An 18,456-nucleotide genomic window follows, 5' to 3' on the forward strand; every position below is an offset into this window, starting at 1 on the left:
ATCGCTGCCGTCAAAGACGTCTTGCCATGGTCCACGTGACCGATGGTCCCGATGTTGCAGTGCGGCTTGTTGCGCTCAAATTTGACTTTGGCCATCGTTCTCTCTCGGTGTGCTTCGGTTCGCGTGCTCGGATCGGTCCGGATTGTGCCCGCGCGGGCAAAAAAGACGCCGTGGGATAGGGGGTTTCCGCGCGCTCTGCAAGCCCCGACCCTTGCGTTCCGGCCTTCGGGGCCGGCCTCGGCCCCGCCCCGTCGCATCCGGCGCGCCGCGGTCGCGATCCCCCGCGGCCAGGCCCGGGTCAGGGGTGTGCAGAGCGAGTCGCGGCGACGGCGAGGCGGATCCGGCACCGCGCGGCCATTTCCGTCCATCGGGCCGCTGGAGCGGGTGAAGGGAATCGAACCCTCGTCATCAGCTTGGAAGGCTGTTGCTCTACCATTGAGCTACACCCGCGCGCGGCGTACTCCCGGCTCTCGACGACGGGTGGTGGAGGGGGTTGGATTTGAACCAACGTAGGCAGAGCCAACGGATTTACAGTCCGTCCCCTTTAACCACTCGGGCACCCCTCCACATCGCCCGTCATCCGAGGCACCGCGCTTTCGGCGCGGCCGCCCGGTTCGCCCGGGCGCCTCAAGGCCCGGTTTTATGTGGAAGCGGTTTGGCGAAGTCAACCGGAAATCCGCCGGAAATCCCCCGCGTCCCCGCGTCCGTGCCGAGGCCGCGGCGAGGCCGTCTTGCGCGGATCGCCGCTGCCGGAGGGAGCGGCGCCGCGGCTGACCGCCGCGCACACGACGCACGGCGCTTGCGCCCGCGCGCCGGCTCTGACAATGGCTAGCACCATGTCCGAACCGCCACATCGTCCCGCCCGCTCCGGTCCGCGCCGCCCCTTCGGCAAACCGGGCGCGCGCCCGTCCGGCCCCGCCCGCCGCGGTGGCCCACCGCCCGTCTGGAGCGGCGAGGACGACGTCGCGCTGCTCTATGGCTGGCACACGGTCGCCGAGGCGCTGAAGAATCCGCGCCGCCGCTTCCGGCGCATCCTCGCCACCGAGAACGGCCTGCGCCGCCTCGCCGAAGAAGGCGTCACGCCGCCGGTCGAGCCGGAGATCGTCCGGCCCGGCGAGATCGATAAATTGCTCGGCCCCGACGCGGTGCATCAGGGCCTGCTCGCCCAGTGCGACCATCTCCCCTCCCCGCCTCTGGCGAAGGTGGCCAAGCACGACCTCGTCCTGGTGCTCGACCAGATCACGGATCCGCACAATGTCGGCGCCATCGTGCGCTCCGCCGCCGCCTTCGGGGTCGGCGCGATCGTCACCACCGCGCGCCACAGCCCGCTCGCCACCGGCGTGCTCGCCAAGAGCGCCTCGGGCGGGCTCGAGCACGTGCCCTTCTGCCTGGTGCAGAACCTCGCCCGCGCGCTGAACGATCTGAAGGACAACGGCATGCTGGTGGTCGGGCTCGACAGCGAAGGCCCGTCCGACATCGAGGACGCGCCGCTGCGCGCGCCGCTCGCTCTGGTGCTCGGCGCCGAGGGCAAGGGGCTGCGCCAGCTCACCCGGCAGACCTGCGACGTGCTCGCCCGGATCGATCTTCCCGGGGTCATCAAGAGCCTCAACGTCTCGAACGCGGCCGCCCTCTCGCTCGGCATCGCGGTCCGCGCGCTGCGCCGCAACGTAACGTCATGACCTAACGTAAGTCATTGAACGGCCAAGCATAATCCTTTCCTCCTAAGACCATGTGTCAATAGACCATTGACCAATCGTGCTGCGGCGCGCGCTGGGTCATGGTGCGGCCGCGGCGCTCTGCGCCCGAGCCGGAAATCCGCGCGCAAGAGACGCGGAAACGACGATCCAGTTGGAGGAAGGCCCGCTTCACCCGCCGCCGCGCGGGTCGGCGACCGACATGTCCACATCCGTCCTTCCGGCCCTCGGGCCCATGCGCCGCGTCATGACGGGCATGTCCATCTGTGGAGGAAAGTGCGATGGCTGTAACGACCGCCCCGGGCGCGGCACACGCGCCGATGACGAAGGAGGAACGAAAGGTCATCGTCGCCTCCTCCGCCGGCACCGTGTTCGAATGGTATGACTTCTATCTGGCCGGCTCGCTCGCGGCGAACATCGCGGCGACCTTCGTGCCGGGCACCAACGACACCGCGAAGTTCATCTTCGTTCTGTTCGGCTTCGCGGCGGGCTTCGCCGTCCGCCCGTTCGGCGCCATCTTCTTCGGCCGCCTCGGCGACCTGATCGGCCGCAAATACACCTTCCTGATCACCATGGTGATCATGGGCATCGCCACTTTCGTGGTCGGCATCCTGCCCGGCTTCGACACGATCGGCTATCTCGCGCCCGCCGCCTTCATCGCCTGCCGGCTGCTCCAGGGCCTCGCGCTCGGCGGCGAATATGGCGGCGCGGCGACCTATGTGGCGGAACACGCGCCGCACGGCCGGCGCGGCTTCTATACCTCCTGGATCCAGACCACCGCGACCGTCGGCCTGTTCCTGTCGCTGCTGGTGATCCTCAGCCTGCGCCTCAGCATGAGCCCGGAAGCCTTCGCGGCCTGGGGCTGGCGGGTGCCGTTCCTGCTGTCGATCATCCTGCTCGGCTTCTCGATCTGGATCCGCCTCCAGCTCCAGGAATCCCCGGCCTTCCAGAAGATGAAGGAGGAGGGCACGCGCTCCAAGGCGCCGCTGAAGGAGGCCTTCGGCCGCTGGAGCAACGCCAAGATCGCCCTCGTCGCGCTGCTCGGCGGCACTGCCGGCCAGGCCGTGGTCTGGTACACCGGTCAGTTCTACGCCTTGTTCTTCCTGACCCAGGCGATGAAGGTGGACGGCACCACCGCCAATCTGCTGATCGCCTTCTCGCTGCTGCTCGGCACGCCCTTCTTCATCTTCTTCGGCTGGCTGTCGGACAAGATCGGCCGCAAGCCGATCCTGCTGCTCGGCTGCCTGATCGCGGCGGCGACCTATTTCCCGCTGTTCCATCTCATCGCCCAGACCGCCAATCCCAAGCTGATCGCGGCGACCGAGAACGTGAAGATCGTCTTGACCGCCGATCCGGCCCAGTGCGGCACGCTGTTCGATCCGGTCGGCGTGCGCGTCTTCACCCGTCCGTGCGATGTGGTGCGGCGCACCCTCGCCACCAATTCGATGCATTACGAACTGGTACCCGGCGCGGCGGGCTCCGCGCTCGCGGCGACCATCAACGGCGCGCCGGTGGCGATGCCCGAGACCGACAAGACCGGCGCGGCTCTGGTCGCGGCGGCGCAGGGGGCGGGCTATCCCCGCGTCGGAGACCCCACCATCCTGAAGCAGCCGACCGTCGGCGGCGTGCTCACGGACGGCCGCTCGCTGACCCTGATCGGGCTGCTCTTCATCCTGGTGATCTACGTCACCATGGTCTACGGCCCGATCGCCGCGCTGCTGGTGGAGCTGTTCCCGACCCGGATCCGCTATACCGGCATGTCGCTGCCCTACCATATCGGCAATGGCTGGTTCGGCGGCTTCCTGCCTCCGACCGCCTTCGCCATCGTGGCGGCCTCCGGCAACATCTTCGCCGGCCTCTGGTACCCGATCGTGGTCGCCTGCATGACCGTGGTCATCGGCTTCTTCCTGCTGCCGGAGACCAAGGACCGAAACCTCGAAGACTGGCACTGACACCGTCTCCGTTCGGATGGCCCCGCCATCCGAACGGGCCGCATTCGGCGACGGCCCTGCTTCGGCGGGGCCGTTTGCGTTTCGGGGATCCCGCCGGTGCGCGGGAACGACCGCGCGCGCTACGCCAGATCCCAGGCGAAAGCGGCGCGGCCTTCCAGGAGGCCATACTGGAGATAATGCTGGAGCGGATCGATATCCGCCGCCCGCACGTCCGCATAAGCCTCGAGATAGGCGTTCGTGTCGAAATCGGCGGAGGGGTTGCGGCCCTCCCGCCAGCCATATTGATCGTAATGGGTCAGCGGGTTGATCCCCGCCGCCGCGACATCGGGATTGTAGGCGAGATAGAAGGTGCTGGAGAAGAAGGCGTCGGGGTTGCGCCCCTCCTTCCAGCCGTACTGATCGTAATGCGTGACGGCATCCACCCCCGCCGAGGCCACGTCCGCATTGGCGAGCAGGTAGAAGGTGGCATCGAAACTGTCCGTGATATGGGCGCTGTCGACCACCTCATACGCCTGGCGGCCTTCGACGATGCCGTATTGCAGATAATGCATGAGCGGGTCGAGGCCGGCGGCCGCCACGTCCGCGTTGAAATGGAGATAGAGCGACGTGTCGAACTGGGCGGACGGGTCGTATCCGGCCAGCCACCCGGTCTGGTTGTAATGATCGAGCGGATTGATGCCCGCTGCGGCCACGTCGGCATGGTTGGCGAGATAGGCCGTGGTGCTGAACCAGGCGTTGGGGTCGCGCCCCTCCATCCAGCCGTACGTGGCATAATGGGTGTCGATATCGACCCCCGCCGCGAACACGTCCGCATTGTGCGCGGCGTAGAACACCTCGTTCACCAGCGGATCGGTGCCGAGCGTGAGGGACCCGTCGGCGAATTTGAGGGTCTCGATGCCGGCGAGGGTGTCCTGGCTGGCGCCGCTGAACAGGACGGTCTTGTCGCCATAGCCGGCCTGGACGTAATCGGACACGCCCTTCAGCACCCAGAGGGTGTCGGTGCCGGCACCGCCATCGACCGTATTGATGCCGCGGCCGGAGAAGAAGGTGGTCGCGTACGCGTCGCCGGTCAGACTGTCATTGCCGTCACCGGTGATCAGGCTGGCGAATTGCAGGCTGCCGCCGATCGTCGTCGCGACGCCGGCAATCTCGGCCGTGTGCTGGACGAGGTCGATGGTGGTGTCGAAGGTCACCGCCGCCGCATTGAGGGTGTGGGGACCGACGCTGGTGGCGCCGAGAATGGTGCGGTCCCCCTCCGCCGCGCCGAGGCGCGCATAATCGTCGGTGTAGACGAACGTCTGGCCGCCCGTCGCGGTGTCGCCCAGCAGCGCCAGCTCCGCGCCCATGGTCAGGTCCTGGCCAGTGGACGCATTGGTGACGGTCAGCGTCCACGCGCCCGAATTGCTCAGCTCACCCCAATCGTGCACCGTATCGAAGGAGTAGGTGATCTTCTGCGGCAATCCGCTGGTGTAACTCTGCGTGACCGGGTCCCGGAAGACAGGAATATAGGCAGCCGGGTCCAGAAAGACGCTGCTGGTCTGCCCGTTCGGCCCGGTCAAGGTCATGGTGACGCTGGCGAGGGTGTCCGCGCCCATCCCCATGTCGAGGGAGACGGAGACGACGGCGTGCTGGACGCGGATGACCTCCGTGAACTGGGCCGTGAACCGTTGCGTCTGGCCCGCCGCGACGATGGTCTGGGCAGCGGCGAAGATCCTCTCGGCCTGGGCGACATTGTCGTAGGTGCTCTGCTTCTGCCAGGTCTCGGCAAGGCGCACCGCCGCCAGGGCGTCGACATGCCCGAAGCCCAGATCGTTGCTGTAGAGATGGCCGCCGCCATTCCAGTCGGTCGCGCCATTGGCGCTCCAGGTCGCGACGCCGTCGGGGGTTTTGGCGCTGTAGGCCAGGATCTCCTGGACGTCGCGATAGCCGAGAGCGGAATTGGCCTCGAGAATGAGCGCCGCCACGCCGGAGACGATGGGGGTCGCCGCCGAGGTGCCGTTGAAGCCGCCCGCCTTGATCTTGCCGGTCGCCGGATCGATCACGGTGCGGTCGAGGACGTTGGTGTAATCGCCGTCCGGCAGGGTGTTGTAGCCGTTCGTCCCGAGCAGGTCGGTGGTGACGATGCTCGGGAGTTCGCTCACGGTGCCGTTCGGATTGTAGCCGCTTCCCGGCGCGGCCACGAGGACGCTCGGGCCGGGATTCGAATAGGCAGAGACCGTGCCGTCCGCATTGGCGGCCGCAACCGTGATCGCAAACGGCGAGTTGCTGGTCTCCATGAACGTGGAATTGTAATGCTGCGTGCGCTCATTGCCGGCGGCGAACACGCTGACCGTGCCGAGGCCGTCCCGGCCGAGCTGCGCCAGATTGAGGAGCGCCGTGTTCATATTGCTTTGCTGCACGGGGTCGAAGGTCGGCCCGCCGAAGGTGGTGTTTGGCCCCCAGCTGTTGCTGCTGACCGCCACACCGTCCAGCAGCATGCGTGCGACCGCTCGCGGAAAGTCGTTGCCTGAGCCCCAGGTATAGGCGATCGCGTCCGCGTCGAAGGCGACGCCGACGCCGCCGATCGTGTTCTGGGTGGCGACGATTAGCCCCAGGGTCGCGGTGCCGTGATCGCCGGCCGTCTGGCCGGGCCGATCCTTGCTGAAATCGTAGGCCTTGTCGGCGAGATAATTCGCGACATAGTCCGGGTGATCCCCCTGGAACCCGTTGTCATAGACCCCGACGATGACGCCCGCGCCGGTATAGTCGGTCCAGACCGGCGTGACGTTGATATCGTTGCGATAGGCCCCGTCCGTCTGGGGCAGATCGTAAATGTCCTGGCCAGTGTTCCAAAGATGCCACTGCTGCCCAAACAACGGATCGGACGGAATATACCTGCTTACCATTTAACCTCTCCCCTCAAACGGAATCCTGTTCAAGAAGCGACCGGGATTGCAGACATCCGTAAACATTTTTGGCACCACGTCACCCGGGTTGTCGCAAAAAAATCGGCTCCAACCATCGGAATATTCTGACGAATTCTTACATTCAATGCGGAAGATCAAGCGTGTCCGCAAGCTGGCGGGACCGCTGTCGCGTCCTCCGGTCACAGCCGGGCACTGCCGCCGGGCGGCGTTTCGCCTCCCCTGCGCGCGCTGAAAAGGCCCAGCTGAGCCTGCGCAAACCGCAATAAGGCGAACCGCCCACGGTTCCGACCCACCGAACAGCCGAGGGGCGCGCCGTCTCAGCATTCGAGCGCGGAATGCTAGCAGCAGAAGTTAGTCTGACGATGACACGACGTCATTTGATAGGGAGGAAAGACCGTTGCGAGGACGAGACCGTGTCGATGGAGCGCGTAATGAGCCGGGAGAACGAGTATGACGTCATCGTTGTGGGGGGTGGCAATGCGGCCTTGTGCGCGGCCTTGTCCGCCCGCGAGGACGGCGCGTCCGTGCTTTTGCTCGAACGCGCGCCGCGGGAGGAGCGGGGCGGAAACAGCGCCTATACCGAAGGCCTGATGCGCTTCGCCTATGCGGGGAAAGAGGACATCCTGGCGCTCTCGCCGGATCTCAACGAGGACGAGAAGGACAGCGATTTCGGATCCTATTCCGAAGACGCCTTCTTCGACGACATGGCCCGCATCACCCGCAACCGCACCGACCCGGATCTGTGCGAGATCCTGGTGCGGCAGAGCAATGCCACCATGCACTGGATGGTGAAGCATGGCATCAAATTCTACCCCCAGTTCGGGCGCCAATCCTTCAAAGTGGACGGCCGCTTCAAATTCTGGGGCGGGGCGACGCTGGCGGCCTGGGGCGGCGGCCCCGGTCTGGTGGATTTTCTCTACAAAGCGGCGGAAAGAGCCGGGGTCGACATCCGCTACAATGCCTGGGCGCGCGAACTCGTGGCGGGCGATGCCGGTGTGACCGGCGTGGTCGTGAAGCTGGACGGCGTGACCCGCGAGATTTCCGGCGGCGCCGTGATCCTCGCCTGCGGCGGCTTCGAGGCCAATCGCGAGTGGCGCAGCAAATATCTCGGGCCGGGCTGGGACCTCGCCAAGGTGCGCGGCAGCAAGTTCAACACCGGCGACGGTTTGGACATGGCGCTGAAGATCGGCGCCCAGCCGGCGGGCAATTGGTCCGGCTGCCACGCGGTGGGATGGGAGCGTTATGCCGAGGATTTCGGCGACTTCTCCGTGACCGGCGATTACGAGCGCGACAGCTATCCCTGGTCGGTCATGGTGAATGCCGAAGGCAAGCGCTTCCTCGACGAGGGCGCGGACATCCGCAATTACACCTATGCCAAATATGGCCGCATCGTCCTCGCCCAGCCGGACCAGTTCGCCTGGCAGATCTTCGATGCCACGGTGACGCATCTGCTGCGCCCCGAATACAAGACGCGCCACGTCACCAAGGTCACCGCCGACACTTTGGAGGAGCTGGTGGACAAGATGGGCGACGTGGACCGCGAACAATTCCTGAAGACGATGCGCGCCTTCAACGCCGCCGTCACCCGGGAGGTGGCCTTCGACCCCACGGTCAAGGACGGGCGCCGGACGGAAGGTCTGGACATCCCGAAATCCAACTGGGCGAACCCGATCGAGGTCGCGCCGTTCGAGGCCTATGCGGTCACCTGCGGCATCACCTTCACCTTCGGCGGCGTGCGCATCTCCACCGAGGGGCAGGTGATCGACACCAATGCGCAGCCCATCGCCGGCCTCTATGCCGCCGGCGAAATGGTCGGCGGCCTGTTCTACTTCAATTATCCGGGCGCGACCGGCCTCACCAGCGGCGCGGTGTTCGGCCGTCTCGCCGGCCGCAGCGCGGCGCAGGCGGCCCGCGCGGCCCGAGCCCATGTTCCACGCGCCGCCGGGACGGCGGCGTGAGCGGCGGAAAGGACGGGGCACGGCCCGTCGGGAACGGGCACGACCGGGACGCGCCGGCGCTATGAAGCGGCGGCGGGTTTGCCTATGCTGGGCAGATCGCGCGGCGCGGGGGCTGGCGACCGCCGGTTGGAACGAGACGCCGCGAGGGAGGCGTCCGCGTGCAATTTCGTCAGCTGCGATACATCGTCGAGGTCTACCGGCGCGGCAACCACATCTCCGCCGCGGCCGAAGCGCTCAACACCTCCCAGCCCGGGATGAGCAAGCAGATCCAGGAGCTTGAGGCCGAGCTCGGCTTCACCATCTTCGAGCGCAGCCGCAACCGCGTGGTCGGGCTCACCGAGCCGGGCCGCGAAGTGCTCGAGATCGCGCAGCGCATTCTCAACGACGCGGCCAGCCTCAAGAATGTCCGCGAGGATTTCGGCGCCCGCGAAGAGGGCGCGCTCACCATCGCCACCACGCATACCCACGCGCGCTACATCCTGCCGAAGGTCATCGCCCGCTTCGTCGAGCGTCATCCGGCCGTGCGCATCGGGCTCCGCCAGGGCAACCCTACGGAAATCTGCGAGGCGGTCGCCGCCAACGAGGCGGATCTCGCCATCGGCACCGAACCGCTGCGCCAGTTCCCCAGCCTCCTGATGCTGCCGGCGTTCCAGATCACCCGCAGCCTCATCGCCCGCAAGGGGCATCCCATCCTCAGGGTCAAACCCCTCACCCTCGAGGCCATCGCCAAATATCCGCTGATCGCCCACGACCCGCAGCGCAGCGGACGGTGGAAGATTCTGGATGCCTTCGAACGCCGGGGCATCAAGCCGACCATCCTGTTCGACGCGGTGGATGCGGACGTGAGCAAGACCTATGTCGAGCTCGGCCTCGGCATCGCCATCCTCGCCACCCTGGCGGTGGACCCGCGCCACGACAGGGATTTGCGGGCGGTGGATGCGAGCCATTTGTTCGAAGCGAGCACCAGCTATGTCACCCTGCGCACCAACACCTATATGCGCCGCTTCATCTTCGATTTCATTTCCGGCCTGTCCGCGGCGCTGACCCCGGAAGCCGTGCGCGCCGCCCTGCGCAAACGCGCGTGACCCGCCGCGCAGCCGTCACCGACAGCATGCTTCGAGCGGAATACTACTATCTTTAAACGGGCTTTGACCCCGTCCCGGCGCGCTCCTACCGTCACCTGAATTCGAGGCCGGGCGGGCATCTCTCTCTGAACGATGTGCCGCCCGGACCTCCAAAACAGACGCTCGCGCTCCGCCCCAATCCCGGGCATCGGGCGACGAGGATGCGGGAGGTTTGCGTGCTGAGGATCCCGCGCTGGGCTGCCGTGGCAGCCGCGATATCGCTTGCGCCGACGCTTCCGGCCATGGCGCAGACTCCCTACCCCGCGGAGACGATCCGCATCGTCTCGCCGTTCGCGGCCGGCGGGGGGACCGACATCATGGCGCGGCTCTTCGCCCAGCGCCTGCAGGCGGACTGGAAGACCAACGCGATCGTCGAGGTGAAGGCGGGCGGCGGCGGCAATATCGGCACCGAAATGGTGGCCCGCGCCCGGCCGGACGGCCACACTTTGCTGGTCACCACCAACGCCACCATCGTCATCAACCCGCAATTGCCCGGCTCGCAGACGCGCTACGATCCGGTCAAGGATCTGACGCCGATCAGCCTTCTGGCATCGGTGCCGCTCGCGCTGGTGGTGCCGGCGGCATTTCCGGCCGACACGTTCGAGGGGTTCGTCGCTTATGCCAAGGCGCATCCCGGGGTGATGAATTGCGGCTCGTCCGGGGTCGGCGGCAGCGCCCACCTGGCCCTGGAACAGCTCAAGCTGATGGCCGGTCTCGACATCACCCATGTGACGTACAGGGGCAGCGGGCAATCTTTGACGGCGCTGCTCGGTGGGCACGTCGACTGCCTCTTCGTGTCCATGCTCACCGTCGTGCCGATGGTGAAGCAGGGCCGGCTGCGCGCCCTGGCGATCAGCAGCCTCGAGCGCAATTCCGCGATGCCGGACTTGCCGACCGTGGCGGAATTTCCCGGTTTCGAGGGCTTCGAATCCGACCTCTGGTACGGCCTTCTGGCACCGGCCGGCACCAGTCCGGCCATCGTCCAGCGGCTCTATGCGGAGGTGCGCGAGATGATCGCGGACCCCACCGTGCGCACGCGCCTCGAAGCCACCGGCGCGATCCTGGTCGGCGACACGCCGAAGGAATTCGCCGCCCGCATCCAGACCGACCTCAAAAAATGGGCGGACGTCATCGCCCGCGCCAAGATCATGGATGCGCAGTAACGCCGCTGCCGCGACCGATTTCAGACACCAAAACAGGGACGTTGCCGTGAAACCTGAACCGCCACCGCGCCTTTGGCCCGGCGAAATCTACGACACCCTCAAATCGGTCGGCGTCAGACAAGTCGCTTTCGTCCCGGATGCCGGCCACACCCAGCTGATCTCCAGCTGCCATGCCGATCCCGACATGAAGGCGGTCTCGCTCACCACCGAGGAGGAGGGCATCGCCATGCTCTCCGGCGCCTGGCTGGGCGGCGACCGCGGCGTGCTGCTGATGCAGTCCTCCGGCGTCGGCAATTGCATCAACATGCTGAGCATCGTCACCCATTGCCGCATTCCGCTTCTGATGCTGGTGACCATGCGGGGCGAGTGGGGCGAGTTCAATCCCTGGCAGCTCCATATGGGCCAGAGCACGCCGAAAGTGCTGGAGGCAGCGGGCGTGTTCGTGCAGCGCGCCGACGCCGCCGACGAGGTGGCGCAGGTCACCTATGCCGCGGCGCAGCTCGCCTTCAGTTCCAACACCCCGGTCGCGGTGCTGCTGAGCCAGCGCCTTCTGGGTTTCAAGGACTGGAGCAAGTGAGCATGACCGCCCCCCGCACCCCCACCCTGGATCGGCGTAAGGTCATGAGCACCGTTCTCGGCGCCGCCGGGGACACGCTCATCGTCACCGGCCTCGGCTCGACCACCTACGATGCCGGTCTCTCCGACCGCCCGGAGACCTTCTATTTCTGGGGCGCCATGGGCGCCGCCGCGATGGCCGGCCTCGGGCTGGCTTTGGCGCAGCCGGACCGCCGCGTGCTGGTCCTGACCGGCGACGGCGAGGCGCTGATGGGCCTCGGCGCCTTCGCCACCATCGGCGCCGAGCGGCCTAAGAACCTCGCCTTCGCCGTGATCGACAACGAGCATTACAGCGAGACCGGCATGCAGCCGACCCATACCGGGCGCGGCGTGAGCCTGACCGGCATCGCGACCGCCTGTAGCTTCGCGCAGGCGCAGACGATCTATAGCGAGGACGATCTGGCGGCCGCTTTGCCGTCCATGTTCGGCGGCGAAGGCCCGCTCTTCTTCGACATCAAGGTCAACACGCAGCGCTATCCGATGTCGATCCGCCTGCGCGACGGGGCCACCATCAAGGACCGGTTCCGCCACCATCTGCTCGGCGCGCGCGCCTTCGACTGAGCACGGCCTCCTCCCGCCACCGCCCTCCGGCGGTGGCGCCGCTTTCCGGTGACATATGCTCGACACGCCTCGCAGCCCCGCCCCGCGCAGCCCCGCCCACGACCTCGTCGATGTCCTGTTCGACATCTCCCTCGCCCGCCTGCCCGCGCGCGTCGCGGAACGCGCCCGCGTCTGCCTGATCGAAGCTCTGGGCTGCGGGGTGTTCGGTGCCGGCCAGGTCTGGTCGCGCATCCTGGTCGAGGAGGTCCTGTCGGACGGCGCGAAGGACGTCGCCACGATCATCGGCCATGCCGCGCGCACCAGCGCGCCGGGTGCCGCTTTGTGCAACGGCACGGCCATCCACGGCTACGAACTGGACGATCTGATCGCCGCCTCCGTGGTGCATCCCGGCGCCTGCGTCATCCCGGCGGCTTTGGCGGCCGGAGAGGCGGCGAACGCCTCGGGCGCGCGGGTGCTGGAGGCGATCGTCGCCGGCTATGAGACCATGCACCGGCTCGGCCTCGCCATCGGCCACGATCCCTCCAAGAAAGGCTTCCACGTCACCGCCGTCACCGGCCCGGTGGCCTGCGCGGTCTCCGCCGGCCTGGTGATGAACCTCTCGAAGGACCAGCTTCTTTCCGCCATCGGCATCGCCTGTTCCGCCGCCTCCGGCATCAAGAGCTTCGCCACCGGCCAGGGCGGCGGCATGGTCAAGCGCCTGCATCTCGGCCGCGCCGCCGAGGCGGGGGTGCGCGCCTGCCAGCTTGCCGCCCGCGGCTTCCTCGGCCCGCCCTTCGCCATCGACGGCCGCTTCGGACTTCTCGACGTGTTCGGCGGCGCCGGGACGCAGCCGGAGGCGCTGCGCGCGGGCCTGAGCGAGCGCTGGGCCATCGAGCAGGTCTGGTTCAAGGTCTTCCCCATTTGCGGCTGGATCCAGTCGGTGGTGCAGCTCTGCCTGGAGCTGCGCGGCGCGGGGCCGCTCCGTCCGGAGGACGTTGCCGGCGTGCGGGTGGGCGTCAGCGCCTATGCCGCCCAGAACAATGGCGCGCCCGCGCCCGTCGACACGATGGGCGCCCAGTATTCGATTCCCTATTGCGCCGCCCTCGCACTCACCGGCGACCCGCGCGATCCCGCCCTGTACGCGCCGGCGGCCCTGGACGACCCGGCCCGGCGCGCGCTGGCCCGGCGGGTGGAGGTGGTGGTCGATCCGCGTATCGAGGCGGTTTATCCCGGTCAGTTCGGATCGAGCGTGGGGCTGCGCCTCGCCGATGGCCGCACGGCGGACGGCCTCGTGCTCGACTGCCACGGCACCCCGTCCGATCCCTGCACGGAAACGGAAAGCCGCGAAAAGTTCCGGCTGCTCACGCGGCAAACCCTGTCCCAAACCCAGGCCGACGCCTTGATCGCAGCCGTGGGCGGCATCGCCGAACTGCCCGCGATCCGAGCCCTGATGCACATTCTGTCCGATCGAGATGCGCATGCGTGACCTGCCCGCTTTGACCCGCCGCACGATCGATTTCGGCGGCGGCACGACGCACGATTACGTCTCCGTCCCCGCCTTGGAAGAAGAAGGCATCGGCAGGGTCTCGCGCCTTCCGAAGGTGCTGCGCATCGTGCTCGAATCCGTCCTGCGCTGCATCGACGGCCGCAAGGTCTTGCCCGGGCACGCGATCAATCTCGCCACCTGGCAGCCGCACGCGGCCCGGGAGGAGGAGATCCCGTTCACCGTCGGCCGGGTGGTGCTGAACTGTGCCGCGGGCATTCCGCTTCTGGGCGATCTCACCGCGATGCGCGGCGCCGTGCTGCGCCTCGGCCGGCCGGCCGCTTCGATCGGCCCCCGGGTGCCGGTGGACATGGCGCTCGACCATACTTTGAGCGTCGATCATTACGGCACGCCGGATGCGCTGCGCCTCAACACCGAACTCGACATCCAGCGCAACGCCGAGCGCTACCGCTTCGTGAAATGGGCGATGCAGGCCTATGGCGGCATCCGCCTGTTCCCGCCCGGCGCCGGCATCCTGCATCAGCTCAATCTCGAAGTGCTGGCGCCCGGCCTCCTCATCAAGGACGGTCTGTGCATGCCCGACACGCTGGTCGGGACGGATTCGCACACCTGCATGATCGCCGGCTTGGGCGCGGTGGGATGGGGCGTCGGCGGCATCGAGGCCCAGGCGGCGGTGCTGGGCCAGCCGGTCTTCTTCCTGACGCCGGACGTTGTGGGCGTGCACGTGACCGGGGTGCTGGCGCCGGGCGTCACCGCGACCGATCTCGTGCTCTCCGTCACCGAGCTGATGCGAAAGGCGAAGGTGGTCGGCAAGTTCGTCGAATTCTTCGGCCCGGGCACCGAGACCCTGTCCCTGCCCGACCGCGCCACCATCGCCAATATGGCGGTCGAATATGGCGCCACGATCGGCTATTTCCCCGTCGACGCGCAGACCTGCCGCTATCTCCGGGAGACCGGCCGTCCCGAGGCGCGGATCGCGGCGGTGGAGCAGTATTACCGCACCCAAGGCTTCTTCGGCGCGCCGCGCCTGGGCGAGGTGGACTATAGCGCCATCGTCGACCTCGACCTCGGCGCCATCGTCCCGAGCCTCGCCGGCCCGAAACGCCCGCAGGACCGCGTGCCGCTCAGCGAGATGAAGACCCGGTTCGCGGAGGTGCTGCGCGCGCCCCCGGACGCCGGCGGCTACGGCAAGGCGGAGACCGCGGCTCCGGCGGCCGCGGGCAAGCCGGCGCCGCGCGACGGCGACGTGGTCATCGCCGCCATCACCTCCTGCACCAACACCTCAAATCCCGGCGTGATGCTGGCCGCCGGCCTGCTCGCCCGCAAGGCGGTGGCGCGGGGCCTGTCCACCAAGCCCTGGGTGAAGACCTCGCTGGCACCGGGCTCGATGGTGGTCAGCCGCTATCTGGAGGCCGCCGGCCTGCAGCAGCCGCTGGACGCCCTCGGCTTCGCTGTCGTGGGCAATAGCTGCACCACCTGCGTCGGCGCCTCCGGCCCGATCGACGCGGAGCTGGAGGCGGCGATCGGCGCGGGCGACGTGGTGGCCTGCGCGGTCTTGTCCGGCAACCGCAATTTCGAGGCGCGCATCCATCCGGCGGTGCGCGCGGCCTATCTGGCCAGCCCGCCTCTGGTCGTGGCCTATGCCCTGGCCGGAACGATCGGGCTCGACGTCGAGCAGGATCCCCTCGGGATCGGCAGCGACGGCGCCCCCGTCTTCCTGCGCGATCTCTGGCCGACGCCCGAGGAGCTGCGCGCGGCGTACGAGATTGCCGCGAACCCGGCTTTCTATCGCGCCGTCTATGACCGCGACATCGCGGCCGAAGACCCGCATTGGGGCAAGATCCCGCAGGTGACGGGCGAAATCTATCCGTGGGATCCCGCCTCCACCTACATCACGGAGCCGCCCTTCCTGGCGCCGGAATTCCTGCAATCCCCGCTCGGCGACATCGTGGGCGCGCGGGCTCTGGCGATCCTCGGCGACAGCGTCACCACCGACCACATCAGCCCGATCGGCACCATCAAGAGCACCTCCCCCGCCGGCGCCTATCTGACGGCGCACGGCGTCTCGCCGAAGGACTTCAACAATTTCGGCGCGCGCCGCATGAACCATGAAGTCATGGTGCGCGGCGGCTTCGGCAATGTCCGGCTGCGCAACCTCATGGTGCCGGGCGTGGAAGGCGGGGTGACCGCCCATCAGCCGGACGGCGCGCAGATGAGCATCTACGACGCCGCGATGCGCTACCGGGACGAGGCCGTGCCGCTGGTGATCGTCGCGGGCCAGGAATACGGCACCGGCAGCGCGCGGGACTGGGCCGCGAAGGCGACCCGGCTGCTCGGCGTGCGGGCCGTAATCGCCGCCAGCTTCGAGCGCATCCATCGCTCCAATCTGGTCGGCATGGGCGTCCTGCCGTGCCAGTTCGCCGGAGGATCCTGCGCCGCCGATCTCGGCCTGGACGGCTCCGAGCGCTTCGACATTGTCGGCCTTTCAGGCGAGATCGCGACGCGCATGCCGCTGACCCTCAAGATCACCCGCGCCGACGGCGCCACCGCCGAGGCGCCGCTGATCCTGCGGCTCGATACCCCGGCCGAGCTGGACTATGTCCGCAGCGGCGGCATCATGCCCTTCATCCTCTCCGAGGTCCTCGCCCAGGTGGACCCGATCGCCTGATCGAGGCCGCGAGACCGGCCGCGGCCCGCGCCGCCGCGGGGCAGCGCTCTCCGCCCTGCCCCGCGCCGCTCATCTCTGCACGAAGGGATTGGCCGAAGGCGCGCCGAAATTCATCCAGACGCTCTTGGTCTGGAGATATTCCTTGATCATCTCGGCCCCGTTCTCGCGGCCGATGCCGCTCTGCCGGTAGCCGCCGAACGGCGACATATAGCTGACCGCGCGATAGGTATTGACCCAGACCGTGCCGGCGCGGATGCCCTCGCTCATGCGGATGGCGCGGCCGATATCGTTGGTCCACACGCCGGAGGCGAGGCCGTACAGCGTATCGTTGGCGATCCGCAGGGCATCCTCCTCGTCCTTGAAACGGATGACGGAAAGGACCGGCCCGAACACCTCCTCCTGGGCGATCCGCATGCCGTTCTGCACGTCCTTGAAGATGGTGGGCTCCACGAACCATCCGTTGCCGCATTCCGGGGCGGTGCCGCGGCCGCCGCCGGTCACCAGGGTCGCCCCCTCGGAGCGCGCGATGTCGATATAGTCGAGCACCTTCTGAAACTGCGGCGGGGTGGTGATCGGCCCGACCTGGGTGTCGAGGCTGGCGGGGTCTCCCATGCGGGCGGTCCGCGCGCGCGCCACGAGCTTTTCGAGAAAGCTGTCGTGGATCTTGTCGTCGAGTAGCAGACGCGAGCCGGCGAGGCAGGTCTGCCCCGTCGCCGCGAAAATTCCGGAAATGGCGCCGTTCACCGCATCGTCGAGATTGGCGTCGGCGAACACGATGTTCGGCGACTTGCCGCCGAGTTCCATGGTCACGTGCTTCATGGTCTGGGCGGCGGCGGCATAGATGCGCTTGCCGGTCGCGTCCGAGCCGGTGAAGGCGATCTTTGCCACCTTCGGGTGTTCGACGAGCGGCGTGCCGACTTCGGCCCCGAAGCCGGTGACCACATTGACGACGCCGGGCGGCAGGCCGGCCTCCTCCAGCACCTTGACGAATTCCAGGGCGGAGGCGGAGGTGAATTCGGAGGGCTTCAGCACCGCCGTATTGCCGGCCGCGAGCGCGGGCGCGAGCTTCCACGAGGTGAGCATCAGCGGGGAATTCCACGGCGTGATAAGGCCCACCACGCCGAGCGGTTCATAGCGCGTATAGTTGAGATAGCCGCGCTTATCGAGCGGGATGACGGAGCCCTCGATCTTGTCGGCGAGCCCGCCATAATAATAGTACCAATTGGGGATGTAGCGGAGCTGGGCCAGCATCTCCGCCATGAGCTTCCCGTTGTCCTGCACCTCGACGGCGGCGAGCCGCTCGGCCTCGCGGGTGAGGAGATCGCCGATCTTGCGGAGCATGGCGCCGCGTTCGCTCGCGGTGCTCTTGCCCCACGGCCCGCCGACGAAGGCGTCATATGCCGCGTCCACCGCCCGCCCGACATCCACCGCATTGCCGCGGGCGATCCGGGCCCACGGCTTGGCGGTATAGGGATTGACGGTGTCGAACCATTCGCCGCCGGCAGGATCGACCCACGCGCCGCCGATATAATGCTGGTAGTCCTGCATGTCGTCCTCCGGGCGCCGGGCGCCGAATTAACGCGAAAGCGGCGCGGCCGGGCGGGGAAACGGCTCGTCATGCTCGATCACCTTGCCGCGCAAAAGCGCGGCGAGGTCGAGCGCGCCTTGATTGGGATCGAGCGGCAATTCGCCGGTCTTCCCCCGCGCCATGGCGTCCGCTTCGAGCGTGTCGCGGCGGAGCGCCGTCTCCAGGATCTGCGCGGCCTGCGCCAGCGGCACGACGACGACGCCGTCGTCGTCGCCCACCACGATGTCGCCGGGATAGACCACCAGCCCGCCCACATGCACCGGCACGTTGATGGATCCCGGCGTGTTCTTCTGCGGCGCCCGCGGGGAGACGCTGCGGCAGAACACCGGGAAGCGCTCGCGGCGCAGCAGAGCGAGGTCGCGGATCGACCCGCTCGCGACCACGCCGACGCCGCCGCGCGAACGCGCCTGGACGGCGCTGCGGTGGCCGAAGCAGCCGGTGTCGTGATCGCCGTCGTCGATGACCAGGACATCGCCCGGCCCCACCATCTGCAACGCTTTGTGCGTCATGAGATTGTCCCCGGGGAAACAGAGCACGGTGAAGGCCGAGCCGACCATGCGGACATCCTCGAAGATCGGCCGGATCTGCGACCGCATGGCGCCGTGGCGCCCCATGGCGTCGCTGAGGGTCGCGGTCGGCACGCCTTCGAAGCGGCGGAGAAGGTCCGGGTCGGCACGCGCAAAGGTGGTGTAGATGTGGCCGTACATGGCTGTCCTTCCTCGCTTGGTTCGGGCCTTCGGCGGC

The 18,456-nt window shown here is 67.8% G+C and carries 13 protein-coding genes and 2 tRNA genes; 9 read left to right on the forward strand and 6 right to left on the reverse strand.

The annotated features are described in order from the left end of the window. The 3 genes from EDC64_RS23680 to EDC64_RS00010 form a co-directional block, all read right to left on the reverse strand. On the reverse strand, positions 1 to 95 hold a 95-nt coding region (locus tag EDC64_RS23680), incomplete at its 3' end, for a GTP-binding protein (RefSeq protein WP_132034170.1). A gap of 281 nt (positions 96 to 376) precedes the next feature. Next, a tRNA-Gly gene (locus EDC64_RS00005) sits at positions 377 to 450 on the reverse strand. Between the two features lie 31 nt (positions 451 to 481). After that, positions 482 to 566: transfer RNA gene (locus EDC64_RS00010), tRNA-Tyr, on the reverse strand. A 270-nt stretch (positions 567 to 836) separates the two neighbouring features. Here EDC64_RS00010 and EDC64_RS00015 point away from each other — a divergent pair. Both EDC64_RS00015 and EDC64_RS00020 read left to right on the forward strand, forming a co-directional pair. Next, positions 837 to 1,679 (forward strand): TrmH family RNA methyltransferase, encoded by an 843-nt coding sequence (locus EDC64_RS00015; RefSeq protein WP_132028200.1) that lies wholly within the window; start codon positions 837 to 839, stop codon positions 1,677 to 1,679. A gap of 296 nt (positions 1,680 to 1,975) precedes the next feature. Continuing rightward, positions 1,976 to 3,646, forward strand: coding sequence for an MFS transporter (locus tag EDC64_RS00020; RefSeq protein ID WP_132028203.1), 1,671 nt, complete (start codon positions 1,976 to 1,978; stop codon positions 3,644 to 3,646). Positions 3,647 to 3,765: 119 nt separating this feature from the next. Here EDC64_RS00020 and EDC64_RS00025 read toward each other — a convergent pair whose 3' ends face one another. Continuing rightward, entirely contained in the window at positions 3,766 to 6,531 is a 2,766-nt protein-coding gene (locus EDC64_RS00025; protein WP_132028206.1) for a S8 family peptidase, read from the reverse strand. Between the two features lie 452 nt (positions 6,532 to 6,983). On the opposite strand from EDC64_RS00025, the gene tcuA reads away from it, so the two are divergent. The 7 genes from tcuA to acnA all read left to right on the forward strand — a co-directional run bounded on the left by tcuA (position 6,984) and on the right by acnA (position 16,124). Next, entirely contained in the window at positions 6,984 to 8,510 is a 1,527-nt protein-coding gene (tcuA, locus tag EDC64_RS00030) for an FAD-dependent tricarballylate dehydrogenase TcuA (protein ID WP_207915847.1), read from the forward strand. Positions 8,511 to 8,668: 158 nt separating this feature from the next. Further along, positions 8,669 to 9,595, forward strand: a complete 927-nt coding sequence (locus EDC64_RS00035; RefSeq protein ID WP_132028209.1) for a LysR substrate-binding domain-containing protein — start codon at positions 8,669 to 8,671, stop codon at positions 9,593 to 9,595. 281 nt (positions 9,596 to 9,876) lie between these two features. Continuing rightward, the gene (locus EDC64_RS00040; protein ID WP_165933580.1) at positions 9,877 to 10,797 is read left to right on the forward strand and encodes a Bug family tripartite tricarboxylate transporter substrate binding protein; all 921 of its coding nucleotides are present in this window, start codon (positions 9,877 to 9,879) and stop codon (positions 10,795 to 10,797) included. A 46-nt stretch (positions 10,798 to 10,843) separates the two neighbouring features. Further along, on the forward strand, positions 10,844 to 11,374 hold the full coding sequence (locus EDC64_RS00045; protein ID WP_245504466.1) for a thiamine pyrophosphate-binding protein: 531 nt from the start codon (positions 10,844 to 10,846) through the stop codon (positions 11,372 to 11,374). A 2-nt stretch (positions 11,375 to 11,376) separates the two neighbouring features. Next, entirely contained in the window at positions 11,377 to 11,973 is a 597-nt protein-coding gene (locus EDC64_RS00050) for a thiamine pyrophosphate-dependent enzyme (protein ID WP_132028217.1), read from the forward strand. A 55-nt stretch (positions 11,974 to 12,028) separates the two neighbouring features. Beyond that, a complete protein-coding gene (locus EDC64_RS00055; protein WP_132028220.1) occupies positions 12,029 to 13,438 on the forward strand; it encodes an MmgE/PrpD family protein in 1,410 nt (469 codons plus the stop codon). Next, positions 13,431 to 16,124: an aconitate hydratase AcnA gene (gene acnA, locus EDC64_RS00060; RefSeq protein WP_132028223.1), complete on the forward strand. Its 2,694-nt coding sequence runs from the start codon at positions 13,431 to 13,433 to the stop codon at positions 16,122 to 16,124. The genes EDC64_RS00055 and acnA overlap by 8 nt, the downstream gene beginning before the upstream one ends. 69 nt (positions 16,125 to 16,193) lie before the next feature. Here the strand turns inward: acnA and EDC64_RS00065 are convergent, their stop codons facing one another. Together EDC64_RS00065 and EDC64_RS00070 are read right to left on the reverse strand one after the other, a co-directional pair. Further along, entirely contained in the window at positions 16,194 to 17,672 is a 1,479-nt protein-coding gene (locus EDC64_RS00065; RefSeq protein WP_132028226.1) for an aldehyde dehydrogenase, read from the reverse strand. A gap of 27 nt (positions 17,673 to 17,699) precedes the next feature. Beyond that, positions 17,700 to 18,419 carry a 4-carboxy-4-hydroxy-2-oxoadipate aldolase/oxaloacetate decarboxylase gene (locus tag EDC64_RS00070; RefSeq protein WP_132028229.1) on the reverse strand — a complete coding sequence of 240 codons (720 nt, stop codon included), beginning with the start codon at positions 18,417 to 18,419 and terminating at the stop codon, positions 17,700 to 17,702. Positions 18,420 to 18,456: the final 37 nt, after the last annotated feature.

Source organism: Aquabacter spiritensis, from assembly GCF_004346185.1.
GTDB classification, from domain to species: Bacteria; Pseudomonadota; Alphaproteobacteria; order Rhizobiales; family Xanthobacteraceae; genus Aquabacter; species Aquabacter spiritensis.

Excerpts from the sequence above, each read along its gene's own strand:
- acnA (WP_132028223.1), top strand. The coding sequence starts at position 13,431 with ATGCGTGACCTGCCCGCTTTGACCCGCCGCACGATCGATTTCGGCGGC.
- EDC64_RS00065 (WP_132028226.1), bottom strand. The coding sequence starts at position 17,672 with ATGCAGGACTACCAGCATTATATCGGCGGCGCGTGGGTCGATCCTGCC.
- tcuA (WP_207915847.1), top strand. The coding sequence starts at position 6,984 with ATGAGCCGGGAGAACGAGTATGACGTCATCGTTGTGGGGGGTGGCAAT.
- EDC64_RS00015 (WP_132028200.1), top strand. The coding sequence starts at position 837 with ATGTCCGAACCGCCACATCGTCCCGCCCGCTCCGGTCCGCGCCGCCCC.
- EDC64_RS00070 (WP_132028229.1), bottom strand. The coding sequence starts at position 18,419 with ATGTACGGCCACATCTACACCACCTTTGCGCGTGCCGACCCGGACCTT.
- EDC64_RS00020 (WP_132028203.1), top strand. The coding sequence starts at position 1,976 with ATGGCTGTAACGACCGCCCCGGGCGCGGCACACGCGCCGATGACGAAG.
- EDC64_RS00040 (WP_165933580.1), top strand. The coding sequence starts at position 9,877 with ATGGCGCAGACTCCCTACCCCGCGGAGACGATCCGCATCGTCTCGCCG.
- EDC64_RS00025 (WP_132028206.1), bottom strand. The coding sequence starts at position 6,531 with ATGGTAAGCAGGTATATTCCGTCCGATCCGTTGTTTGGGCAGCAGTGG.
- EDC64_RS00055 (WP_132028220.1), top strand. The coding sequence starts at position 12,029 with ATGCTCGACACGCCTCGCAGCCCCGCCCCGCGCAGCCCCGCCCACGAC.
- EDC64_RS00050 (WP_132028217.1), top strand. The coding sequence starts at position 11,377 with ATGACCGCCCCCCGCACCCCCACCCTGGATCGGCGTAAGGTCATGAGC.